Source organism: Streptomyces sp. NPDC007162 (assembly GCF_040634175.1).
Classification (GTDB): Bacteria; Actinomycetota; Actinomycetes; order Streptomycetales; family Streptomycetaceae; genus Streptomyces.
Map to the genome: position 1 here is coordinate 1 of NZ_JBEYFC010000165.1, position 16,844 is coordinate 16,844.

At 71.9% G+C, this 16,844-nt stretch carries 13 protein-coding genes and 2 pseudogenes; 7 read left to right on the forward strand and 8 right to left on the reverse strand.

Features of this window, described 5'->3' with window-relative positions:
• The coding region (locus ABZ646_RS20790; RefSeq protein WP_360520704.1) for an AMP-binding protein at positions 1 to 788 on the reverse strand (788 nt) is incomplete at its 3' end.
• A gap of 143 nt (positions 789 to 931) precedes the next feature.
• Here ABZ646_RS20790 and ABZ646_RS20795 point away from each other — a divergent pair.
• Positions 932 to 1,500: pseudogene (locus ABZ646_RS20795) on the forward strand (acylase); the annotation flags it as partial.
• A 12-nt stretch (positions 1,501 to 1,512) separates the two neighbouring features.
• On the opposite strand, the pseudogene ABZ646_RS20800 reads toward ABZ646_RS20795, so the two are convergent.
• The 3 genes and pseudogenes from ABZ646_RS20800 to ABZ646_RS20810 all read right to left on the reverse strand — a co-directional run.
• Positions 1,513 to 1,626 (reverse strand): annotated as a pseudogene (locus tag ABZ646_RS20800) (Lrp/AsnC ligand binding domain-containing protein); the annotation flags it as partial.
• Between the two features lie 31 nt (positions 1,627 to 1,657).
• Positions 1,658 to 2,308 carry a response regulator transcription factor gene (locus ABZ646_RS20805; protein WP_360520707.1) on the reverse strand — a complete coding sequence of 217 codons (651 nt, stop codon included), beginning with the start codon at positions 2,306 to 2,308 and terminating at the stop codon, positions 1,658 to 1,660.
• Positions 2,305 to 3,468 carry a histidine kinase gene (locus tag ABZ646_RS20810; protein WP_360520710.1) on the reverse strand — a complete coding sequence of 388 codons (1,164 nt, stop codon included), beginning with the start codon at positions 3,466 to 3,468 and terminating at the stop codon, positions 2,305 to 2,307. Before ABZ646_RS20810 ends, ABZ646_RS20805 begins: the two co-directional genes overlap by 4 nt.
• Positions 3,469 to 3,600: 132 nt before the next feature.
• Here ABZ646_RS20810 and ABZ646_RS20815 point away from each other — a divergent pair, with 132 nt between their 5' ends.
• The 6 genes from ABZ646_RS20815 to ABZ646_RS20840 all read left to right on the forward strand — a co-directional run bounded on the left by ABZ646_RS20815 (position 3,601) and on the right by ABZ646_RS20840 (position 12,175).
• Positions 3,601 to 4,326, forward strand: coding sequence for a methyltransferase domain-containing protein (locus ABZ646_RS20815; RefSeq protein WP_360520713.1), 726 nt, complete (start codon positions 3,601 to 3,603; stop codon positions 4,324 to 4,326).
• A complete protein-coding gene (locus ABZ646_RS20820; RefSeq protein WP_360520716.1) occupies positions 4,323 to 4,937 on the forward strand; it encodes a VTT domain-containing protein in 615 nt (204 codons plus the stop codon). Before ABZ646_RS20815 ends, ABZ646_RS20820 begins: the two co-directional genes overlap by 4 nt.
• Positions 4,938 to 5,569: 632 nt before the next feature.
• The gene (locus ABZ646_RS20825) at positions 5,570 to 5,905 is read left to right on the forward strand and encodes a hypothetical protein (protein ID WP_360520719.1); all 336 of its coding nucleotides are present in this window, start codon (positions 5,570 to 5,572) and stop codon (positions 5,903 to 5,905) included.
• A 722-nt stretch (positions 5,906 to 6,627) separates the two neighbouring features.
• A complete protein-coding gene (locus ABZ646_RS20830; RefSeq protein WP_360520741.1) occupies positions 6,628 to 8,079 on the forward strand; it encodes a cytochrome P450 in 1,452 nt (483 codons plus the stop codon).
• Entirely contained in the window at positions 8,054 to 9,070 is a 1,017-nt protein-coding gene (locus tag ABZ646_RS20835; protein WP_360520722.1) for a (-)-alpha-amorphene synthase, read from the forward strand. Before ABZ646_RS20830 ends, ABZ646_RS20835 begins: the two co-directional genes overlap by 26 nt.
• A gap of 162 nt (positions 9,071 to 9,232) precedes the next feature.
• On the forward strand, positions 9,233 to 12,175 hold the full coding sequence (locus tag ABZ646_RS20840) for an AAA family ATPase (RefSeq protein ID WP_360520726.1): 2,943 nt from the start codon (positions 9,233 to 9,235) through the stop codon (positions 12,173 to 12,175).
• Between the two features lie 14 nt (positions 12,176 to 12,189).
• On the opposite strand, the gene ABZ646_RS20845 is transcribed toward ABZ646_RS20840, so the two are convergent.
• From ABZ646_RS20845 to ABZ646_RS20860, 4 genes are all read right to left on the reverse strand, one after another.
• A complete protein-coding gene (locus ABZ646_RS20845; RefSeq protein ID WP_360520729.1) occupies positions 12,190 to 13,743 on the reverse strand; it encodes an acyl-CoA synthetase in 1,554 nt (517 codons plus the stop codon).
• Positions 13,740 to 14,849 carry a nitronate monooxygenase gene (locus tag ABZ646_RS20850; RefSeq protein WP_360520732.1) on the reverse strand — a complete coding sequence of 370 codons (1,110 nt, stop codon included), beginning with the start codon at positions 14,847 to 14,849 and terminating at the stop codon, positions 13,740 to 13,742. The genes ABZ646_RS20845 and ABZ646_RS20850 overlap by 4 nt, the downstream gene beginning before the upstream one ends.
• A 95-nt stretch (positions 14,850 to 14,944) precedes the next feature.
• On the reverse strand, positions 14,945 to 16,516 hold the full coding sequence (locus tag ABZ646_RS20855; protein ID WP_360520735.1) for an NAD(P)/FAD-dependent oxidoreductase: 1,572 nt from the start codon (positions 16,514 to 16,516) through the stop codon (positions 14,945 to 14,947).
• 92 nt (positions 16,517 to 16,608) lie between these two features.
• Positions 16,609 to 16,844, reverse strand: a 236-nt coding sequence (locus ABZ646_RS20860) for a tetratricopeptide repeat protein (RefSeq protein ID WP_360520738.1), incomplete at its 5' end; no start/stop codon positions are given.

Below are 16,844 nucleotides of genomic sequence, written 5' to 3' on the forward strand. Positions count from 1 at the left end.
CTCGCCCAGCTCTCCGGTGTGGGGGTGACCTGGTACAGGTGGCTGGAGCAGGGGCGGCCGATCAACGCCTCGCCGCAGGTGCTGGTGCCGAGCGTGTCGCCGTCCGGGGCGGCCAGGATGACGTTCGTGGCGCCGACCGCCAGGTAGGGCAGCAGGAAAACGTGCATCTGGGCGGAGTGGTACAGCGGCAGCGCGTGCGCGGGCCGGTCCCCGGCGCTCAGGTCGAGGGCGGCGATCGCGCTCAGGTACTCGTGCACCAGCGCCCGGTGGCTCATCATCGCGCCCTTGGGCAGCGCCGTGGTCCCCGAGGTGTACAGGAGCTGCACCAGGTCCTCGGCGCGCGGCTCGGGCCCGTCGTACGGCGCCGCCTCGCCGAGCCGGGCGAGCAGCGAGTCCTCGGCGTCGCGGAGCGGCAACGAAGTCACGTCGTGCGGGAGTCGTGCGGTCAGGTCGGGGTCGGCCAGCACCAGCGAGCTGCCCGACTGCCGGACGATGTACGCGAGGTCGTCGCCGGTCAGGTTCTGGTTCACCGGGACGTGCACCAGGCCCGCGCGGGCGCAGGCGAGGAAGGCGATCAGATAGGCGTCGGAGTTGTGCCCGTAGGTTCCGACCCGGTCGCCGCGGCCGAGGCCCTGGCCGACCAGCACGCTCGCCGCGCGCGAGACGGCGTCGTCGAGTTCCCCGTACGTCCACCGGCGCTCGCCGAACTCCACCGCCACCCGTGCGGGGGTGCGTCGGGCGCTGCGTCGCAGCACCCCGTCAACCGTACTGCCCTGTCCCTGCGTCATGGCTCTTGATCCTCTGTCCGTCGCCCGGGCAGGTCAAGCACCATCGAACCGCACACCCGCAGCAGCGTTCAACCGCTCCTTCCCGCAACGGCGTTGGGAGGCACAGATGCGTACCGTCACCGGCCGCCGCGGCACAGCGGCCGACGCGTCAGGACCGTCCCTCGCACGGCGGTCCGTCCGCCGTGATCCGCTGCACCGAGTACGGCATTCCGCGCATCCTCGCCGGGAACCACGCCGATCTGGGCTTCGGCGCCGACGCGGCCACCGGCCTCTCGCTCTCGTCGGCCGGCAGCAACCTCTCCAGCGACCTGCACTTCCGGGGTGCACGGCAGTCCGGCACAGTGGCGAGACTGCTCGCCGCACCGGCACTGCTGGGTCGCGCCGGGTACGGCGCCTGGCCGGCGCAGAACCGGATCACGACCCCACCTGCCGGGGCGCCGCCTGGGTGCGGCCGATCACCGGCCCTGACGTGGCCACCCGCTACTACGCCCTGTCGGTGCCGGGCGGCCAGGGCGGTGCCGTCGACGAGATCACCGCGGCGCAGCCGCCCGGCGGCGCCACGGCCCCCGCCCGGGGCGTCGACGCCGGGGCGCTGGTCAAGGCCGTACGGACACGGAACGCCGCCGACTCCGGCATGGGGTCGAACGCGGTCGCCTTCAGCGGTGCCACCACCGCGAACGGCCGTGGGCTGCCGCTGGGCAACCCGCACTACCTGCGGATATTCGGGCAACGGTCTGTCCTGGACCACGTTCTTCATGACGAGGGTCGAAGTCAGGCGTTGGACGCCGGGGAGCTGGGCGAGCTGCTGGTCGTAGAGCTGCTGGAACGCGGCCAGGTCGTTGGCGGCTCGCTTCGCCGTTGTGGCCGACTCATGTGGTGAGGTCTGCGTCGCGGGCCACGAGGGCGGCTTGGACGCGGTTGCTGACGTCCAGTGCGGTCAGGATGCGGCTGACGTGGGCTTTGACGGTGCTCTCGCGCATGGTGAGGCGGGCGGCGATCTCGGCGTTGGTCTCGCCGTGGGCGAGGAGGGCGAGTACGTCGCGTTCCCGGGGGGTGAGCCGGTCGATACGGGCCTGGGCCTGGGCGGCCCGGGGCCGGGTGGTGGCATGGTAGCGGTCGATGAGGCGGCGGGCCGCTGTGGGGTGCAGCATCGCCGAGCCGGCCGCGACCAGGTGGACGGCGCGCAGGATCTCGGCCGGGTCGGTGTCCTTGAGGAGGAAGCCGTCGGCTCCGGCGCCGAGGGCGTCGTAGACGTACTGGTCGAGGTCGAAGGTGGTCAGGGTGATGACCTTCGGCGGGTGGGGCAGCGCCCTCAGCCTGGCAGTGGCGGTGATGCCGTCCATACGTGGCATGCGTACGTCGACCAGGGCGACGTCGATGCGGTGGGCGTTGGCCTGGTCGACGGCCTGGAGGCCGTCGGCCGCCTGGGCGACGAGGTCGATCTCCGGGTCGCTGTCGAGGAGGTCGGCCAGGCCGAGGCGGACCAGGGCGTCGTCGTCGACGATCATTGCGCGGATCATGCGGGAGTTCCGTTCTTTTCCGTGCCGGCGGGGTGGGGGATACGGGCGGCCAGGCGCCAGGAGCCCGCCCCGGCCGGTCCCGCGCTCAGGTGGCCGCCGAGGGCGCTGACGCGTTCGCGCAGGCCGACGAGCCCGTAGCCGGAGCTGACGGCGGCCGCCTGCCCGGGGAGACCGGCGGGATTGGTGACCTCCACGAGGGTGGCCGGCGGCCGGTAGTCGATCGTCATCGTGACCGGGGCGCCGTCGGCGTGCTTGCGGGCGTTGGTCAGGGCTTCCTGCGCGATGCGGTACACGGCCAGGCGGTGGGTGGTGGGCGCGTCCTCCGGCCGGCCGTGGATCGTCAGCGCCGTGGGCTGGGAGGCGGCACGGGCGTCGTCCACCAGCTGCCGGACGTCTCCGGGAACCGGCGCGGGCACGACGCCGGCATCGTTCGGTGCGGCGCCGGGGGTACGCAGTACACCGAGCACGTCCCGCAGGTCGGCGAGCGCTTCCGTGGAGGCGCCCCGCAGCAGGGCCAGTCGTTCGGCGACCGGTCCGGGCAGGGTGCCGCTACGGGTGGCCAGCACGCCGGTGTGCAGGGCGATCAGGCTGAGCCGGTGGGCGAGGACGTCGTGCATCTCCGCCGCGATCCGGGACCGCTCCGTGACCCGCGCGGCCTCCTCGCGCAGCTGCGCCTCGACGCGCAGGTGCTCCACATCGGCGGCCAGCGCCCGCACCAGACGCCGGCGGCTGCCGATCCACATGCCGACGACATACGCGAAGGCCCAGATGAACAGCGCGGTGACGTATTCCTGATGTCCCCACAGCCGAGTGGCCGGGTACCCGAGAAGGTTGGCGCCCAGCGCGGCGGCGACGCAGAGGACCGCCGCCCGCGTCCGGCGGGCCGCGGCCAGGTCGTACAGGACAAGAGCGAGCAGCAGCGTGCCGATCCACCCCCACCACGCGGTGACCGCGGTGACCACGACGGGCGCGACGGGCCAGCGCAGCCGCGGCACGAGCAGCACCACCGCGCACGCCACGGCCGAGGCACCGATGGGAACCACATACCGGCCATCGCTGACCAACTGCGCGCCGTTCACCGCGGCGACGCCGGCGAAGAACGTCACGACCGCGCTCCGCCCGACGGCCGCCACCGACACCTGGATCCTGCTGCTGTTCACCGTCAGAATCCTAGGCAGGTACCCGCCTGCCGCCCCTCGACGATCGGCGACGCCCACCCCCTACTTTCGTCGGGGGACGACGTCGAAGAACGGCGGATCTGCTGCCGGGCGGCGATTCCTAGCGTCAGATGCATGGATGACTGGACCACCTCCCACCAACGTGTCCTGGCGCAGCGCGAAGCCGACGGCTGGATGTTCCTGATCGAAGCCGCCCGTGATCTGCGCACCACCGGCGCGATCGCCCCCAGCGGCAAAGCCCTCGCCCGCGCCCTGACCGACCCCGTCCGGGCCCAGGCCTCCCGTCCCCTGGCCGTCCTGGAAGCCGGCGCCGGCACCGGCCCCGTCACCCGGGCCCTGATCCCCCAGTTGTCCGGGGGCAGCCGCCTGGACATCGTGGAGGCCAACCCCCGCTTCGCCGCCCAGCTGCGCCGCCTGGTCGCCGCGCACCCGGACCTGGTGCATGCGTCCGGACGGGTGAGCGTGCACGAGACGTTCGTCGAGCAACTGGACACCGACCAGCGCTACGACGTCATTGTCTCCGGCCTGCCCCTGACCAACTTCGCTCCCGCCCAGGTCGAGCGCATCATGGCCCGCTACATGGACCTGCTGCACCCTGGCGGAACCCTCACCTACTTCGCCTACGTCGGCACCCGCAGGGCACGTGCCCTGACCGCCTCCCGGGCCGAAGCACGCCGTCACGCCGCGGTGGACGAGGTCATGGCCGCCTACCAGCGCGCCTACGCCACCGGCCGCTGGACGGTCTGGGCCAACCTGCCCCCCGCCCACGTCTGGCACCTGCGCCGCCCCCTCATACCCGCGGAACCCTCCGCGCAGCGTCTCGCCGGGGCGCGGCGGTGAATGCGGTCTCCGACCTCCTCGGCCACCTGCCGTCGGTCGCGGTCTACGCGGTCGTGGCCACGGCGGTGCTGGCCGAGTCGGTTCTGCTGGTGGGCGCGTTCGTCCCCACACTGACCCTGCTCCTGACGGCGGGTGCACTCGCCCGGACCGGTCATATCAGCCTGCTCCTGATCATCGCCGTGGCGGTCGGCGCCGTCGTGTCCGGTGACTTCCTCGCCCATCGCACCGGCCGGTTCCTCACCGACCGACTGCGCACCGGCCGGGCGGGCCGTCGCATTCCGCCTGCGCTCTGGGCGCGGGCGGAGACGCTGATGGTCCGCCACGGCGGCCGTGCCGTCTTCCTTGCCCGTTTCCTCCCCGTGATCCGCACCCTTGCCCCCCACTGCGCGGGCGCCGCCCGTCTGCCCTACCACCGCATCGCGCCGTACAGCGTGACCGCGGCCTGCGTCTGGGCGACCGCAGAGGCATCCGCCGGATACGCGGCCGCCTCCTCCCTCCAGCACGTGCTCACCCTGGCGGGCCCCGCCGCGGCCGTACTCGTCCTGACCGCGACCGCAGCCGTGCTCGCGGTGCGGCGAAGCAGACCGCCCAAGGAGGAAGGAGCGGCCTGACCGTCCACGCATGGTGCCGGCCGGGCCGCAACCGCGGAATCCGCTGACCACCAGGCGTACTGGACGCGTGCGCGTCCGGGTCGCCAAGTGGTCCGCCAGGCGCCGGGGGAGGATGGGGCGCCATGGAGGGGATCGTGCCAGGGAGGGGACGTTCCGATGAGCTCGGAAGCCAGACCTGCAGTGCCTTCGCTGATCGTGCGTGAGGGAGGCGTCACCGTCCGGCTCCGGGAGGACGGTGTCCAGTGGCAGGGCTCCAGGACCGTGACCCGTTTCCCGTACGAGGCCGTCGACGAGGTGGCCGTCGTCCCTGGGAGGGCACCGTGGGTGCGGCTGCGGATCACTCTTCATCCGTCCGTTACGGAACACCGCGGGCCTTACGAGCTGTCCTGTCGCGACCGGCATGGTCGGCCCTTCGCGGCCGCTCTGGAACGCCTGTTCCGCGAGTCCGGCGCGACGCGCCGGGCGCACCACGCACGGCAGTCGGTCACTGTGGAGCCGGCACGTTCACCGCCTCTGCGCGAACGTCACTCCCCGGTCAGGCTGGCCTTCTTCGCCTTGCTTACGGGGTCTCCGTCGAGGCCTGGGCCGCGGTTGTCCCCATCGCACCGATCCTCGGCTCCGGACTCGCCTGCATGCGAGATCCATGGACTCGCGGAATCCGGGTCGAGGCCCGGTACGTCGACAGGGACGTCGCCTACACGGGCAGCGGACCCTGGCCGGAGTTCGTCCATGAATTCGTCGGCCCCGACGGCGTCCGCAGGCAGCACCTGCTGCGCCCGTCGGGTCGCTTCGCCAAACCGCGCCCCACGCGGACCCTCTGGTTCGTCCCGGACACCGGGACCAGCCACACCCTGGGGGATCCCTTCACTTGGCTGTTCATCACCGTCGTGGCGGGGAGCGTGGTCCTCTTCCTTGGCGGTATCGCCCTGTCTCTCATGCCCGGGCTGCTCATCGGCGTACTCGGGTGACCGTAACGACGAACCGGCGCGGGGAACTCGTCGCTCGGGGCTGTGACAAGGCTGTCGGAGGAAGCCCGTGAGCGCCGGATCTCCCCATGCGGCCGTCCCGAGACTGATCCCCCCCGCCAGCTGGCCAGGCCATGGCCGTAGGGGGAGCAATGATGTGGGCGGCCGCGAGCCTCACTTCGTGGTACAGCCCGTCGGGAAAGTGGACATAGCCCGGCCTGATGCCTTCGGCCCAGTGCTGCAGGTGACCATGGGCGCGGCGGGTTCTTGCCCCGGGGCACTGGAGGGGCCACCCTGCCGGGTGCCCGCGTCCGGGGACCGGACCATGGACGCGGGCAGCAGGGGCGCCCTGCTGTCCGCACGCCGCACACCCCGGACACCGCGAACCCGGGCTTCGCCACGGCCCTGACCGACACCGTCGCCGAACTGCGCGCGGCGGCCTGGAACCCGGCACAGGGCGGCTGCCCGGTGGCCCGCATCCGTTCCTGCCGGGGCGGGGCAACACGTGAGTGGCGCATGGAATTCCAGGTGTCCGAGCAGTGCACCAATGGGCGTGCGCCAAAGGCGATTCTGCTTCCGTGTGCTTCCGTGCGCCCCTTTGAAGAAGGGATTCGAGAAACCCGGATACGGCTCAACTGGGCAGGACTTGCCTCGGACGTCACGTCCGGGCCAGTTACGCTCATTTGCCATGCCGAGCTGCGCAGGAGGTTTCCGTGAACCGCGCTGTGCCTGCACAAAAACGAATATGGACGACAGGGGCTGCTCCCGGCATATTCCCTCTCTTCGGCCACGGTATCGCCTTCTACCGACGGCCGCTGGCGTTTCTGAATTCTTTGCCCGCGTACGGGGATCTGGTCGAGATACGGCTGGGCCCCCGGCGCGCCTGGATGGTGTGCAGTCCCGAGCTGGCCCACGAGGTGCTCATGGATCCGCACACCTTCGACAAGGGGGGCCCGTTGTACGACAGGCTCGGGAAGCTGATGGGCGACGGACTCGTCACCTGCCGCCAGCCGACGCACCGGGAGAAGCGCAGGCTGCTGCAACCCGGCTTCCGCCCCTCGCACGTGGCCGCGTACACCGGCCTGATCACCGCGGAGGCCGAGGCGGTGTCCCGCGCCTGGCCCACCGGGCAGCCCGTCGCGGTGACGGAGGCGATGATGTCCCTGACGACCCGCGTGATCAGCCGGGTCCTGCTGTCCGACTCCCTGGACGAGACAACCGCCGCCGAGGTCCGGGACTGTCTCACGGACGTCGTACGCGGCCTGTTCGTCCGCACGGTCGTCCCGATCGACGCTCTCTTCCGTCTCCCGACGCCCGCCAACCGCCGCTACCGGCGCGCGCTCCGCCGTCTGCACGCCGTCATCGACGCGGTGATCGCCCAGCGGCGGCGGGGCGCCGTCCGCGACGACGTGCTGGGCACGCTGCTCGCGGCGAGGTGCGGGAACGGCGGGACACCTGCCGTCACCGACCAGGAGGTCCACGACCACCTGATCACCCTGCTGCTCACGGGCGCCGAGACCGAGGCCCTCACTCTGGCCAGCGCCTTCAGTCTGCTGGCCGGCCACCCGGAGGTGGAGCGGCGCCTGCACGCCGAGCTCGACTCCGTCCTCCCCGGCGGCCGGCGCCCCCGTGCCGACGACCTGCCGCACCTCGTCCACACCCGGTGCGTCGTCTCCGAGACGCTGCGCCACTCGTCCCCCGGCTGGCTCTTCACCCGGGTCACCACCGAGGAGACGGAACTCGCGGGATGCCGGCTGCCCGCGGGGGCCACCGTGCTGTACAGCCCCTACCTCCTCCACCACGATCCGTCGTCGTTCCTTGATCCGGAGCGCTTCGACCCCGACCGCTGGCTGCCGGGACGGCCCACCGCGGAGCAGCGGCGCGCGATGATGCCGTTCGCGGCGGGCAGCCGCAAGTGCCTCGGTGACGAGTTCGCCATGGTCGAGGCCACCCTGGCGCTCGCCACCATCGCCGGGCGGTGGCGGCTGCGGCATCTGCCGGGACACGTCGAACAGCGGCCGCGCCCGGGGATCACGATGGGGCCGCGCTCCCTCGTGATGACCTGCGAGCCCCGCCCGCACCCGGCCTCCACCGCCTCGCCCCCGCCCCGCACAGCGGCCGCCCACGGCGCGCCGGAATCACGAACGGCAGGTGACGACGTTGTCGACCACGCATGAGGAAATCCCGCTCGCCGCTACGGAGGGGGAACCGGCCCCGAACCTCAGGGACCTGATCGACGCCCACCTCCACATGCCGTTCCCGTTCCGCCGCAACCCGCACGAGCCGGAGGCCGTGGGCGGGGTCGAGGCGTGGCTGAGCGAGTGGGGCCTCGACGCCGAACCGGGGGTGGCGGCGATGATCGCGCGTACCCGTCCCGCGCAGCTCGCGTCCTACAACAGCCCCGACATGGATGCCGGTCTCCTGCAGATCATGGCCGATCAGATCGCCTACCAGTTCGTCTACGACGACCGTGCCGAGGATGTCGGCAAGGACTCTCCGGGCAGGCTCCTGTCGATGCTGGGCGAGAGCGTATCGATCCTGCGGGACGGCAGTCCGCCTGTCACTCCCCTGGGCGCGGCCCTGGCCGATCTCCATCGGCGGATCCGCGAGCGGTGCACTCCCGCACAGGCCGCGCGGTGGGCCTGGAAGAGCCGTGAGTACGTGCACGGCCTGCTGTACGAAGCGGTGGCGCAGACCCAGCCCTCGCTCCTTCGGACCGGGGACTGCGTGGGCATACGGTCCCTGATTGCGGGCGTCGAGCCGTTCCACCCGCTGTGCGAGGCCGCCCAGCCCTACGAACTCACCCCTGCCGAACTGCACCACCCGGGGGTTCAGCGGCTGAGCCGGCTGTCCGCCGACGCGGCGGTGTGGATACCCGACCTGTTCTCCGCGGTGAAGGAGGAACACGCAGGCGGGCTCATCAACCTCGCCCTGGCCCTGCGACGCGAACACTCCTGCTCCCTGCAAGGAGCCGTTTTCCTGGCCGTGCAGGAGATCAACGGAACGATCGAGGAGGTGCAGCGGCTCTACGCGGAACTCAAGCCGGAGTTGAGCCCGGCGGGGGTCGGTTACCTGGAGGGCGTCATCGGCTGGATCCGCGGGTGTTACCACTGGTCCCGTACGGTGCCGCGCTACGCGGATGTCATCTCGGTGGCCGCCGCACCATAACGGCACCGGCAGGTCGCCATTTTCGCCCCATACCCCTGGGAGCGGCCATTATCCCACCGTCATTTCATGATTCACCCTATGGTGCGTAATCCGTCATGCCGTGCCCTGGTGAGGCGTACGCTCGGCTCTCCCCGGGCCGAACGACAGAAAGCGGTAGGGCACATGGCGACGGAGCCCCGGCAGCCGGTCACGGAGCACGAGACGTTGATCGAGCGCCGACGGGAACTTCAAGCCCTCGACGCCGCATTCCAGGAACTTCGACGTACCCGGGACGGTCGGCCACGGGCGAGGCGCAGGGCGCTGCTCGCCTTCACCGGGCCGGCCGGGCTCGGCAAGACGGCACTCGTCACACAGGCTCGTGAGCGGGCGGCGGCCCACGGATTCACCGTGCTCTCGGGCCTGGGCCGGGCGGCGGAACAGGGTTCGGCCTTCCACGTGGTGCGTCAGCTGATGCAGCCGTCGCTGGCCAGGATGGACGCGGCAGAGCTCCATTCCTTCCTGGGCAGTTGGTACGACACGGTGGCCGCCGTACTCCGTCTCGAAGCGAAGGGGCCCGCCCCCGCGCCGGACCCGACGGGCGTCCGTGACGGCCTCGACTGGGTCATGACCCGTCTCACGGTCAGGCAGGCCCCCGTCGTCCTGCTCCTGGACGACCTGCACTGGGCGGATCCGGAGTCCCTGAAGTGGCTCACTTCCTTCGCGCCCCGCGTCGACGACCTCCCGCTGCTGATCGTGGTCGCCTACCGGCCCGAGGAACTGCCCCCGGAGGCCGAGGAGCTCCGTACGTTCGTGGGGCATCGCGGGGAGCGCCCGCACGACCTGGCGCTTCTGACGCCCGACGGCGTCGCTCGGATCGTGCGGAGCCATGTCGGGGAGACGGCCGAGGACCAGTTCTGCAAGGAATGCTGGTCGGCCACCAGCGGGAGCCCCTTCGAAGCGGTCGAACTCGCCCTCCGGCTCGCCGAACGGAAACTCGAGGGCACCGAGGACGACCTGCCCGCCATGCGTGAACTGGCCGCCGCGATCAAGGGTCCCGGACTGATCGAGCGGCTGGAACGGCTCGACACGGCGACCGTCCGTTTCGCACACATCGCGTCCGTTCTGGGCTCGCCTTTCTCCCCACAACTCGCCTCGACCATCGCGTCGCTGGGCGAGGCGGCGGCGGCCGAGTCGATCCGGAAGCTGCGCAAGGCGCGGATCCTGGCCGAGGGCCACGGGCCCGAGGGCGGTATCGAGTTCGTCCACGCGCTCACCGCCACGACCGTCTACTGGTCCATCCGCCCGCCGGCCTTCCGGGCCGGCCTGCACAATGCCGCCGCGGAAGCCGTCCTGGCCGCGGGCTACGGCCCCGACGTCGCCGCCCGGCATCTGCTGGAGGTCCCCTGTGAGGGCAATCCCGAGGCGGTCGCCTGCTTCCGCGAGGCCGCTCGCGAGAACCTGCGCGCCGGAGCGACGGAGACCGCCCGGCGGCTGCTGGACCGGGCACTTCGGGAGCCGCCGCTGCCCGAGGACCGGGCCGCGGTACTGCACGAACTCGCCTGTGCCACCTTCCTGGTCGAGCCCACGGCCACCGTGCGGTATCTGCGGCAGGCGCTGGCCGAGCCCGATGTCGACCCCGATCTGCGCGCCTCCATCGTGTTCCGGCTGACGCAGGCGCTGGCCCACACCGATCAGCTGGCCGAGGCCGTGCGGGTGGCCACCGAAGAGGCGAAGCAGGCCACGAATCCGCGTGTCAAACTCCGCATGCAGGCCGACCAGTTCGTCTGGGGCATGTTCCGGGCCGGTGACCGCGACTCACCGGCGCGCTCCCGTGCCCTGGCACGGCTGGCCGAGAAGCTGCCCGGTCTCAGTCTCGAAGAGCGCTCCATCCTGGGGCTGCGGGCCTGGGACGCCACCCTGCGCGGCGAACCGCGGCACACGGCCGTCGGCTACGCCGAGCAGGCCCTGCACGACGGCATGAGCTGGACGGCGGAGAACCGGGGTTTCGAGGTCCCCGTCTCGGTCGCGCTGGTCTTCATGTACGCCGACCAGCCGCGACGGGCCGAGGAACTGTTCGACAAGGGAATCGCCGAGTGCGTGGCCAAGGGCTGGCACGGCTCGCACCTGGCCCTCGGTCAGACCCTCGCCGGCTATATCCGCTACCACCGCGGCTATCTGACCGAGGCCGAGGACCTCGTCCGGCAGGGGCTGCGCATCGCGGACAGGGTGGACGGGGCAGTGCCTGCCCAGTGGTTCGCCGTCGGCATCATGATCCAGACCCTCCTCGCCCGCGGTCGCCCGGCCGAAGCACGTGTGCTTGCCGACGCGCACCAGTTCGGCGCGAGTGCCCCCAACGCCGTGATCTACCCCGACCCCCGCACCGTGTACGCCGAACTGCTCCTCGCGGAAGGGCGGCACGCCGAGGCGGCGCGGCTGCTGGCCTCGGTCGGGGAGTGGCTGGACGGTCGGGGCTGGCGCAATCCGGCCTGGTGCCCCTGGCAGCTGCGGCTCGCGTCCGCGCTCGCCCCGATCTCCCCGGACGAGGCGATCGGTCATGCCCGGGAGGCCGTGCGACGTGCCCGGGAGTTCGGTGCCGCCTCCACCGTCGGACAGGCCCTGCACACCCTCGCCGAGGTGACCGGTGGCCCGGCGGCCCTGGAACTGTACGCGGCGGCCGTCGACCACCTGGAACAGTCGCCGGCCGCCTACGAACTGGCCCGCGCCCAGATCGGCCACGGCGCCGCGCTGTCGCGCACCGGACGGCTTCAGGAGGCCGCCGACCGGCTCTACCAGGGTCTGGAGGGAGCCGTCCACTGCGGGGCGGAGACACTCGCCGGCCGGGCCCGGGAGGAACTCTCGACCGCAGGAATGCGCCCGCTGCCCCTGCGCTATGTCAAGGCGGACACCCTCAGCCCGCAGGAGCTGCGTACCGCCGAACTGACCGTCCAGGGGCAACCGGCCGCCGTGGTGGCCAAGGAACTGCATCTCACGGAGCAGGGCGTACGGCAGTTGCTCTCGCGCATCTACCGCAAGATCGGTACCGATGCGGCCGGTCTCGCGAAGTTCCTGGAGGGTCACCCCCAGCCAGGCCACTCCCAGTCAGGCCACGCCCACCCGCGCCCTTGAGCCACAGGGTTCGGTCACACCGGCCGGGTCCGCCCCTCCCAGTAGGGGTCCCGCAACCGCCGCTTGTACAGCTTGCCGTTGGGGTCGCGGGGCATCTCGGCGATGAAGTCCACGGTTTTCGGGCACTTGTAGCCGGCGAGCCGCTCGGCGCAGTGGGCGAGGAGGTCGGCGGCGAGGCCGGGGCCCGGTTCGTGTCCGGGGGCGGGTTCGACGACGGCCTTGACCTCCTCCCCCCAGTCGTCGTGCGGGATGCCGAAGGCGGCGGCGTCGGCGACGGCGGGGTGGGAGAGGAGCGCGGACTCGATCTCGGCGGGGTAGATGTTGACTCCGCCGGAGATGATCATGTCGATCTTGCGGTCGCGGAGGAAGAGGTAGCCGTCCTCGTCGAGGTAGCCGAGGTCACCGACGGTGAAGAAGTCGCCGATGCGGTTCTTCCTCGTCTTGGCGTCGTCCTTGTGGTACGCGAAGCCGCCGGTGTTCATCTTCATGTAGACGGTGCCGAGTTCGCCGGGCGGCAGCCGGTTGCCGTCGTCGTCGAAGACCGCGAGTTCGCTGATGGGCCACGCCTTGCCGACGGTGCCGGGCTTCTTCAGCCAGTCCTCGGCGGTGGCGAAGGCGCCGCCGCCCTCGCTGGCCGCGTAGTACTCCTCCACGCTGGGACCCCACCAGTCGAGCATGGCCCGTTTGACGTGGTCGGGGCAGGGGGCGGCGCCGTGGATGGCGTGCCGCATGGCGGAGACGTCGTAGCGTGCGCGCACGTCCTCGGGGAGGGCGAGCAGACGGTGGAACTGGGTCGGGACCATGTGGGTGTGCGTGCACCTGTGGGCGTCCATCAGGCGGAGCATCTCCTCGGGCGTCCACTTGTCCATCATGACCAGGCGGTGCCCGATGTGGAGCGAGGCGCCGGCGAACTGCAGCACGGCCGTGTGGTAGAGCGGCGAGCAGACCAGGTGGACGTTGTCGTCGAAGGGCCGGATGCCGAAGATGCCGAGGAAGCCGCCGAGGTAGGCCTCCTCGGGGAGCTTGCCGGGCAGCGGACGGCGGATGCCGCGGGGGCGTCCCGTCGTACCCGAGGTGTAGTTCATGACCCAGCCGAGTTCACGGTCGGCGGGCGCCGACGGGGGCTGTCCGTCGAGGAGTTCGGCGTAGGGGCGGAAGCCCTCGACCTCGCCGACGGCGTACCGGTGGGTGGCGGGGAGGCCGGCCTCGTCGGCGGCCTGCCGGGCGGGGCCGGCGAAGCGTTCGTGGGCGAGCAGGACCTTGGCGCCGGAGTCGGCGACGATCCAGGAGATCTCCGGGCCGACGAAGTGGTGGTTGACGGGGACGAGGTAGAGGCCCGCCTGGGTGGCGGCCAGGTACGCGGTGAGGAACTCGGGCCCGTTGGGCAGGACCACGGCGAAGGCGTCGCCGCGGTGCAGGCCCGCGGCGCGCAGTCCGTGGACGAGGCGGTTGGTGGCCGCGTGCAGGCGGCCGGCGGTCCACTCCTCGCCGTCGGGTGCGACGAGCACCGTGCGGTCGGGGTCGTGGGCGGCCTGGGCCCAGAATCCGGCGGGGGGCGTGCTGGTCACTTGCCGCTCCTTCCGGCGATGCGGTTGATGCGGTCGACGGCCTGCTCGAAGCCCCGGGTGAGGTCGTCGAAGACGGCCTGGACGCTGCGTTCGCCGGTCATCCGGCCGACGATCTGACCGACGGGGGTGCCGAGCAGGGGCTCGACCTCGTGCTTCTGGATACGGGTGAGGGCCTCGGCGACGAGCAGGCCCTGCAGGGGCATGGGGAGGGTGCCGGGACCGGCCGGGTCGTCCCAGGCGTCGGTCCACTCGGTCCGCAGCTGACGGGCGGGTTTCCCGGTGAGGGCGCGGGAGCGCACGGTGTCGCCGGAGCCGGCGGCGAGCAGTTTGCGGGTCACGGCGGGTGAGGAGAGGTCGGCCTCGGTGGCGGTGAGCCACAGGGAGCCCAGCCACACCCCCTGGGCCCCGAGGGCGAGCGCGGCCGCCGCCTGCTGCCCGCTGCCGATGCCGCCGGCCGCGAGTACGGGCAGCGGGGCGACGGCTTCGACGACCTCCGGGGTGAGGACCATGGTGGCGATCTCGCCGGTGTGGCCGCCCGCCTCGTACCCCTGGGCCACCACGACGTCGATGCCGGCGTCCTTGTGTTTCACGGCGTGCCGTGCGCTGCCCGCGAGCGCGGCGACCAGCACGTCCTGGCCGTGGGCGCGTGCGATGACGTCGGCGGGCGGCGAGCCGAGGGCGTTGGCGAGCAGCCGGATCGGGTAGTCGAAGGCGACGTCGAGCTGGGTGCGGGCCACCTGCTCCATCCATCCGGTGATACGCCACCCGGACGCCTCCCCCTCGGCGAGTTCGGGCACCCCGTACTTGGCGAGGGTGTCCCTGACGAACTGCCGGTGCCCTTCGGGGATCATCGCCTCGACGTCGGCCTCGCTCACGCCCTCGACCTTCTTGGCGGGCATGACGACGTCGAGCCCGTACGGTTTCCCGTCGACGTGCGCCTCGATCCAGTCGAGGTCGCGTTTGAGGTCGTCGGGGGCGGTGTAGCGGACCGCGCCGAGCACTCCGAAACCGCCGGCCCGGCTGATGGCCGCGGCCACGGCGGGAAACGGCGTGAAGCCGAAGACGGCGTGCTCGACTCCCAGGGTCTTGCTCAGCTCCGTCTGCATGGGCGCAGGATGCCGCAGCCGGGCGGCCGACGGAAGAGGTTTTCTGATGCTCCGTCAGATTTCCTCGGGCGCGCCCGCCGGCGTCCGGTGCCGGTTCAGTCCCGGCCGCGTTCCAGCACCGCCATCGCCGCGTTGTGGCCCGGCACCCCGCTGACCCCTCCCCCGCGGACCGCCCCCGCCCCGCACAGCAGGACGTTGGGATGACGCGTCTCGACGCCCCAACGGCCGGTGTCGTCCTGGGCGTAGGGCCAGGAGAGGTCACGGTGGAAGATGTTCCCGCCGGGCAGGCGGAGGTCGCGTTCCAGGTCGAGGGGGGTCTTCGCCTCGATGCAGGGACGGCCGTCCGCGTCGAGGGCGAGGCAGTCGGCGAGCGGTTCGGCGAGATGGGCGTCGAGCTGCGCGAGGGTGGATCTGAGGAGTTCGGCGCGTACGGCGTCGTGGTCGTCGGCGAAGAGCCGGGCGGGGGTGTGCAGGCCGAAGAGGGTGAGCGTCTGGTAGCCGCGCTGGACGAGGTCGCGGCCGAGGATCGTGGGGTCGGTCAGGGAGTGGCAGTAGATCTCCGAGGGCGGGGCGGTGGGGAGCCGGCCGGCCGCCGCCTCGGCATGGGCGGCGGCCAGTTGCTCGTAGCCCTCGGCGATGTGGAAGGTGCCGGCGAACGCCTCGCGCGGGTCGACGGCGGTGTCGCGCAGCCTGGGCAGCCGCTTGAGCAGCATGTTGACCTTGAGCTGGGCGCCCTCGGCGGGCTCCGGCACCGGGTCGCCGGTGAGTGCGGCGAGCTCCTGCGGGGACGCGTTGACCAGCACGTCGCGGGCGCCGACGACTCCCTCGCCGTCGGTGGTGCGGTAGGCGACCTCGGCGGTCCGGCCGTCGGTCTCGATCCGTACCGCCTCGTGCCCGGTGGCGAGCACGGCGCCCGCCGAGCGCGCGGCGGCGGCCAGCGCGTCGGTGAGGGCGCCCATGCCCCCGACCGGTACGTCCCAGGCTCCCGTGCCGCCGCCGATGACGTGGTACAGGAAACAGCGGTTCTGCCGCAGCGAGGTGTCGTGGGCGTCGGCGAAGGTACCGATCAGCGCGTCGGTGAGGACGACGCCGCGCACCAGGTCGTCGGTGAAGTTCTCCTCGATCGCGACCCCGATGGGCTCCTCGAACATTGTCCGCCAGGCCGTCTCGTCGTCGATCCGGCGACGCAGCTCGTCACGTGTGGGCAGCGGTTCGGTGAGGGTGGGGAAGACCCGCTCGGCGACCTGGCCCGTCATGCCGTAGAACCGCCGCCAGGCCCGGTACTCCTCCTTGCCGCCGGTCAGCCGTTCGAAGGCCTCGCGGATCCGCCGCTCACCGCCGCCGACCAGCAGTCCGGTCGGCCGGCCGGCCCGCTCCACGGGGGTGTACGACGAGACGGTGCGGCCGCGGACCCGGAAGTCCAGGCCGAGATCGCGGACGATCTTCCTGGGCAGCAGGCTGACCAGGTAGGAGTAGCGCGAGAGCTTCGCGTCGACCCCCGCGAAGGGGCGGGTGGAGACGGCTGCGCCGCCGGTGTGGCCGAGTCGCTCCAGTACGAGTACGGAGCGGCCGGCCTTGGCCAGGTAGGCCGCTGCGACCAGGCCGTTGTGGCCGCCGCCGACGATGACTGTGTCGTAGGTCCGGGACGCTTCGGTGGCAGGGGGCATGGTTCTTCGTAACACGTGATGATCTAGGCGGGTAAGAGGCGTGCCGGTCCGCTCCGCGGGGAGGGCCGGTTTGCCTGTGCGGGCGGGGCGCTTCACCGATCCCGGGCGGAGGCCCGCTGCTGACGCAGTACCGCCACCCTCCGGTACAGTTCGACCGCCTCGGCCCCCCTGCCCAGTTGCTCCAGGCAGTGTGCCTCGTCGTTGCGGCTGGCCAGGGTGTCGGGGTGGTCGGAGCCCAGCACGCGTTCGCGGGCCACCGCCACCCGGCGGTACTCGGTCAGCGCGTCCGTCCAGCGGCCCAGCCAGCCGAGGCTCACGGCCACCTCGC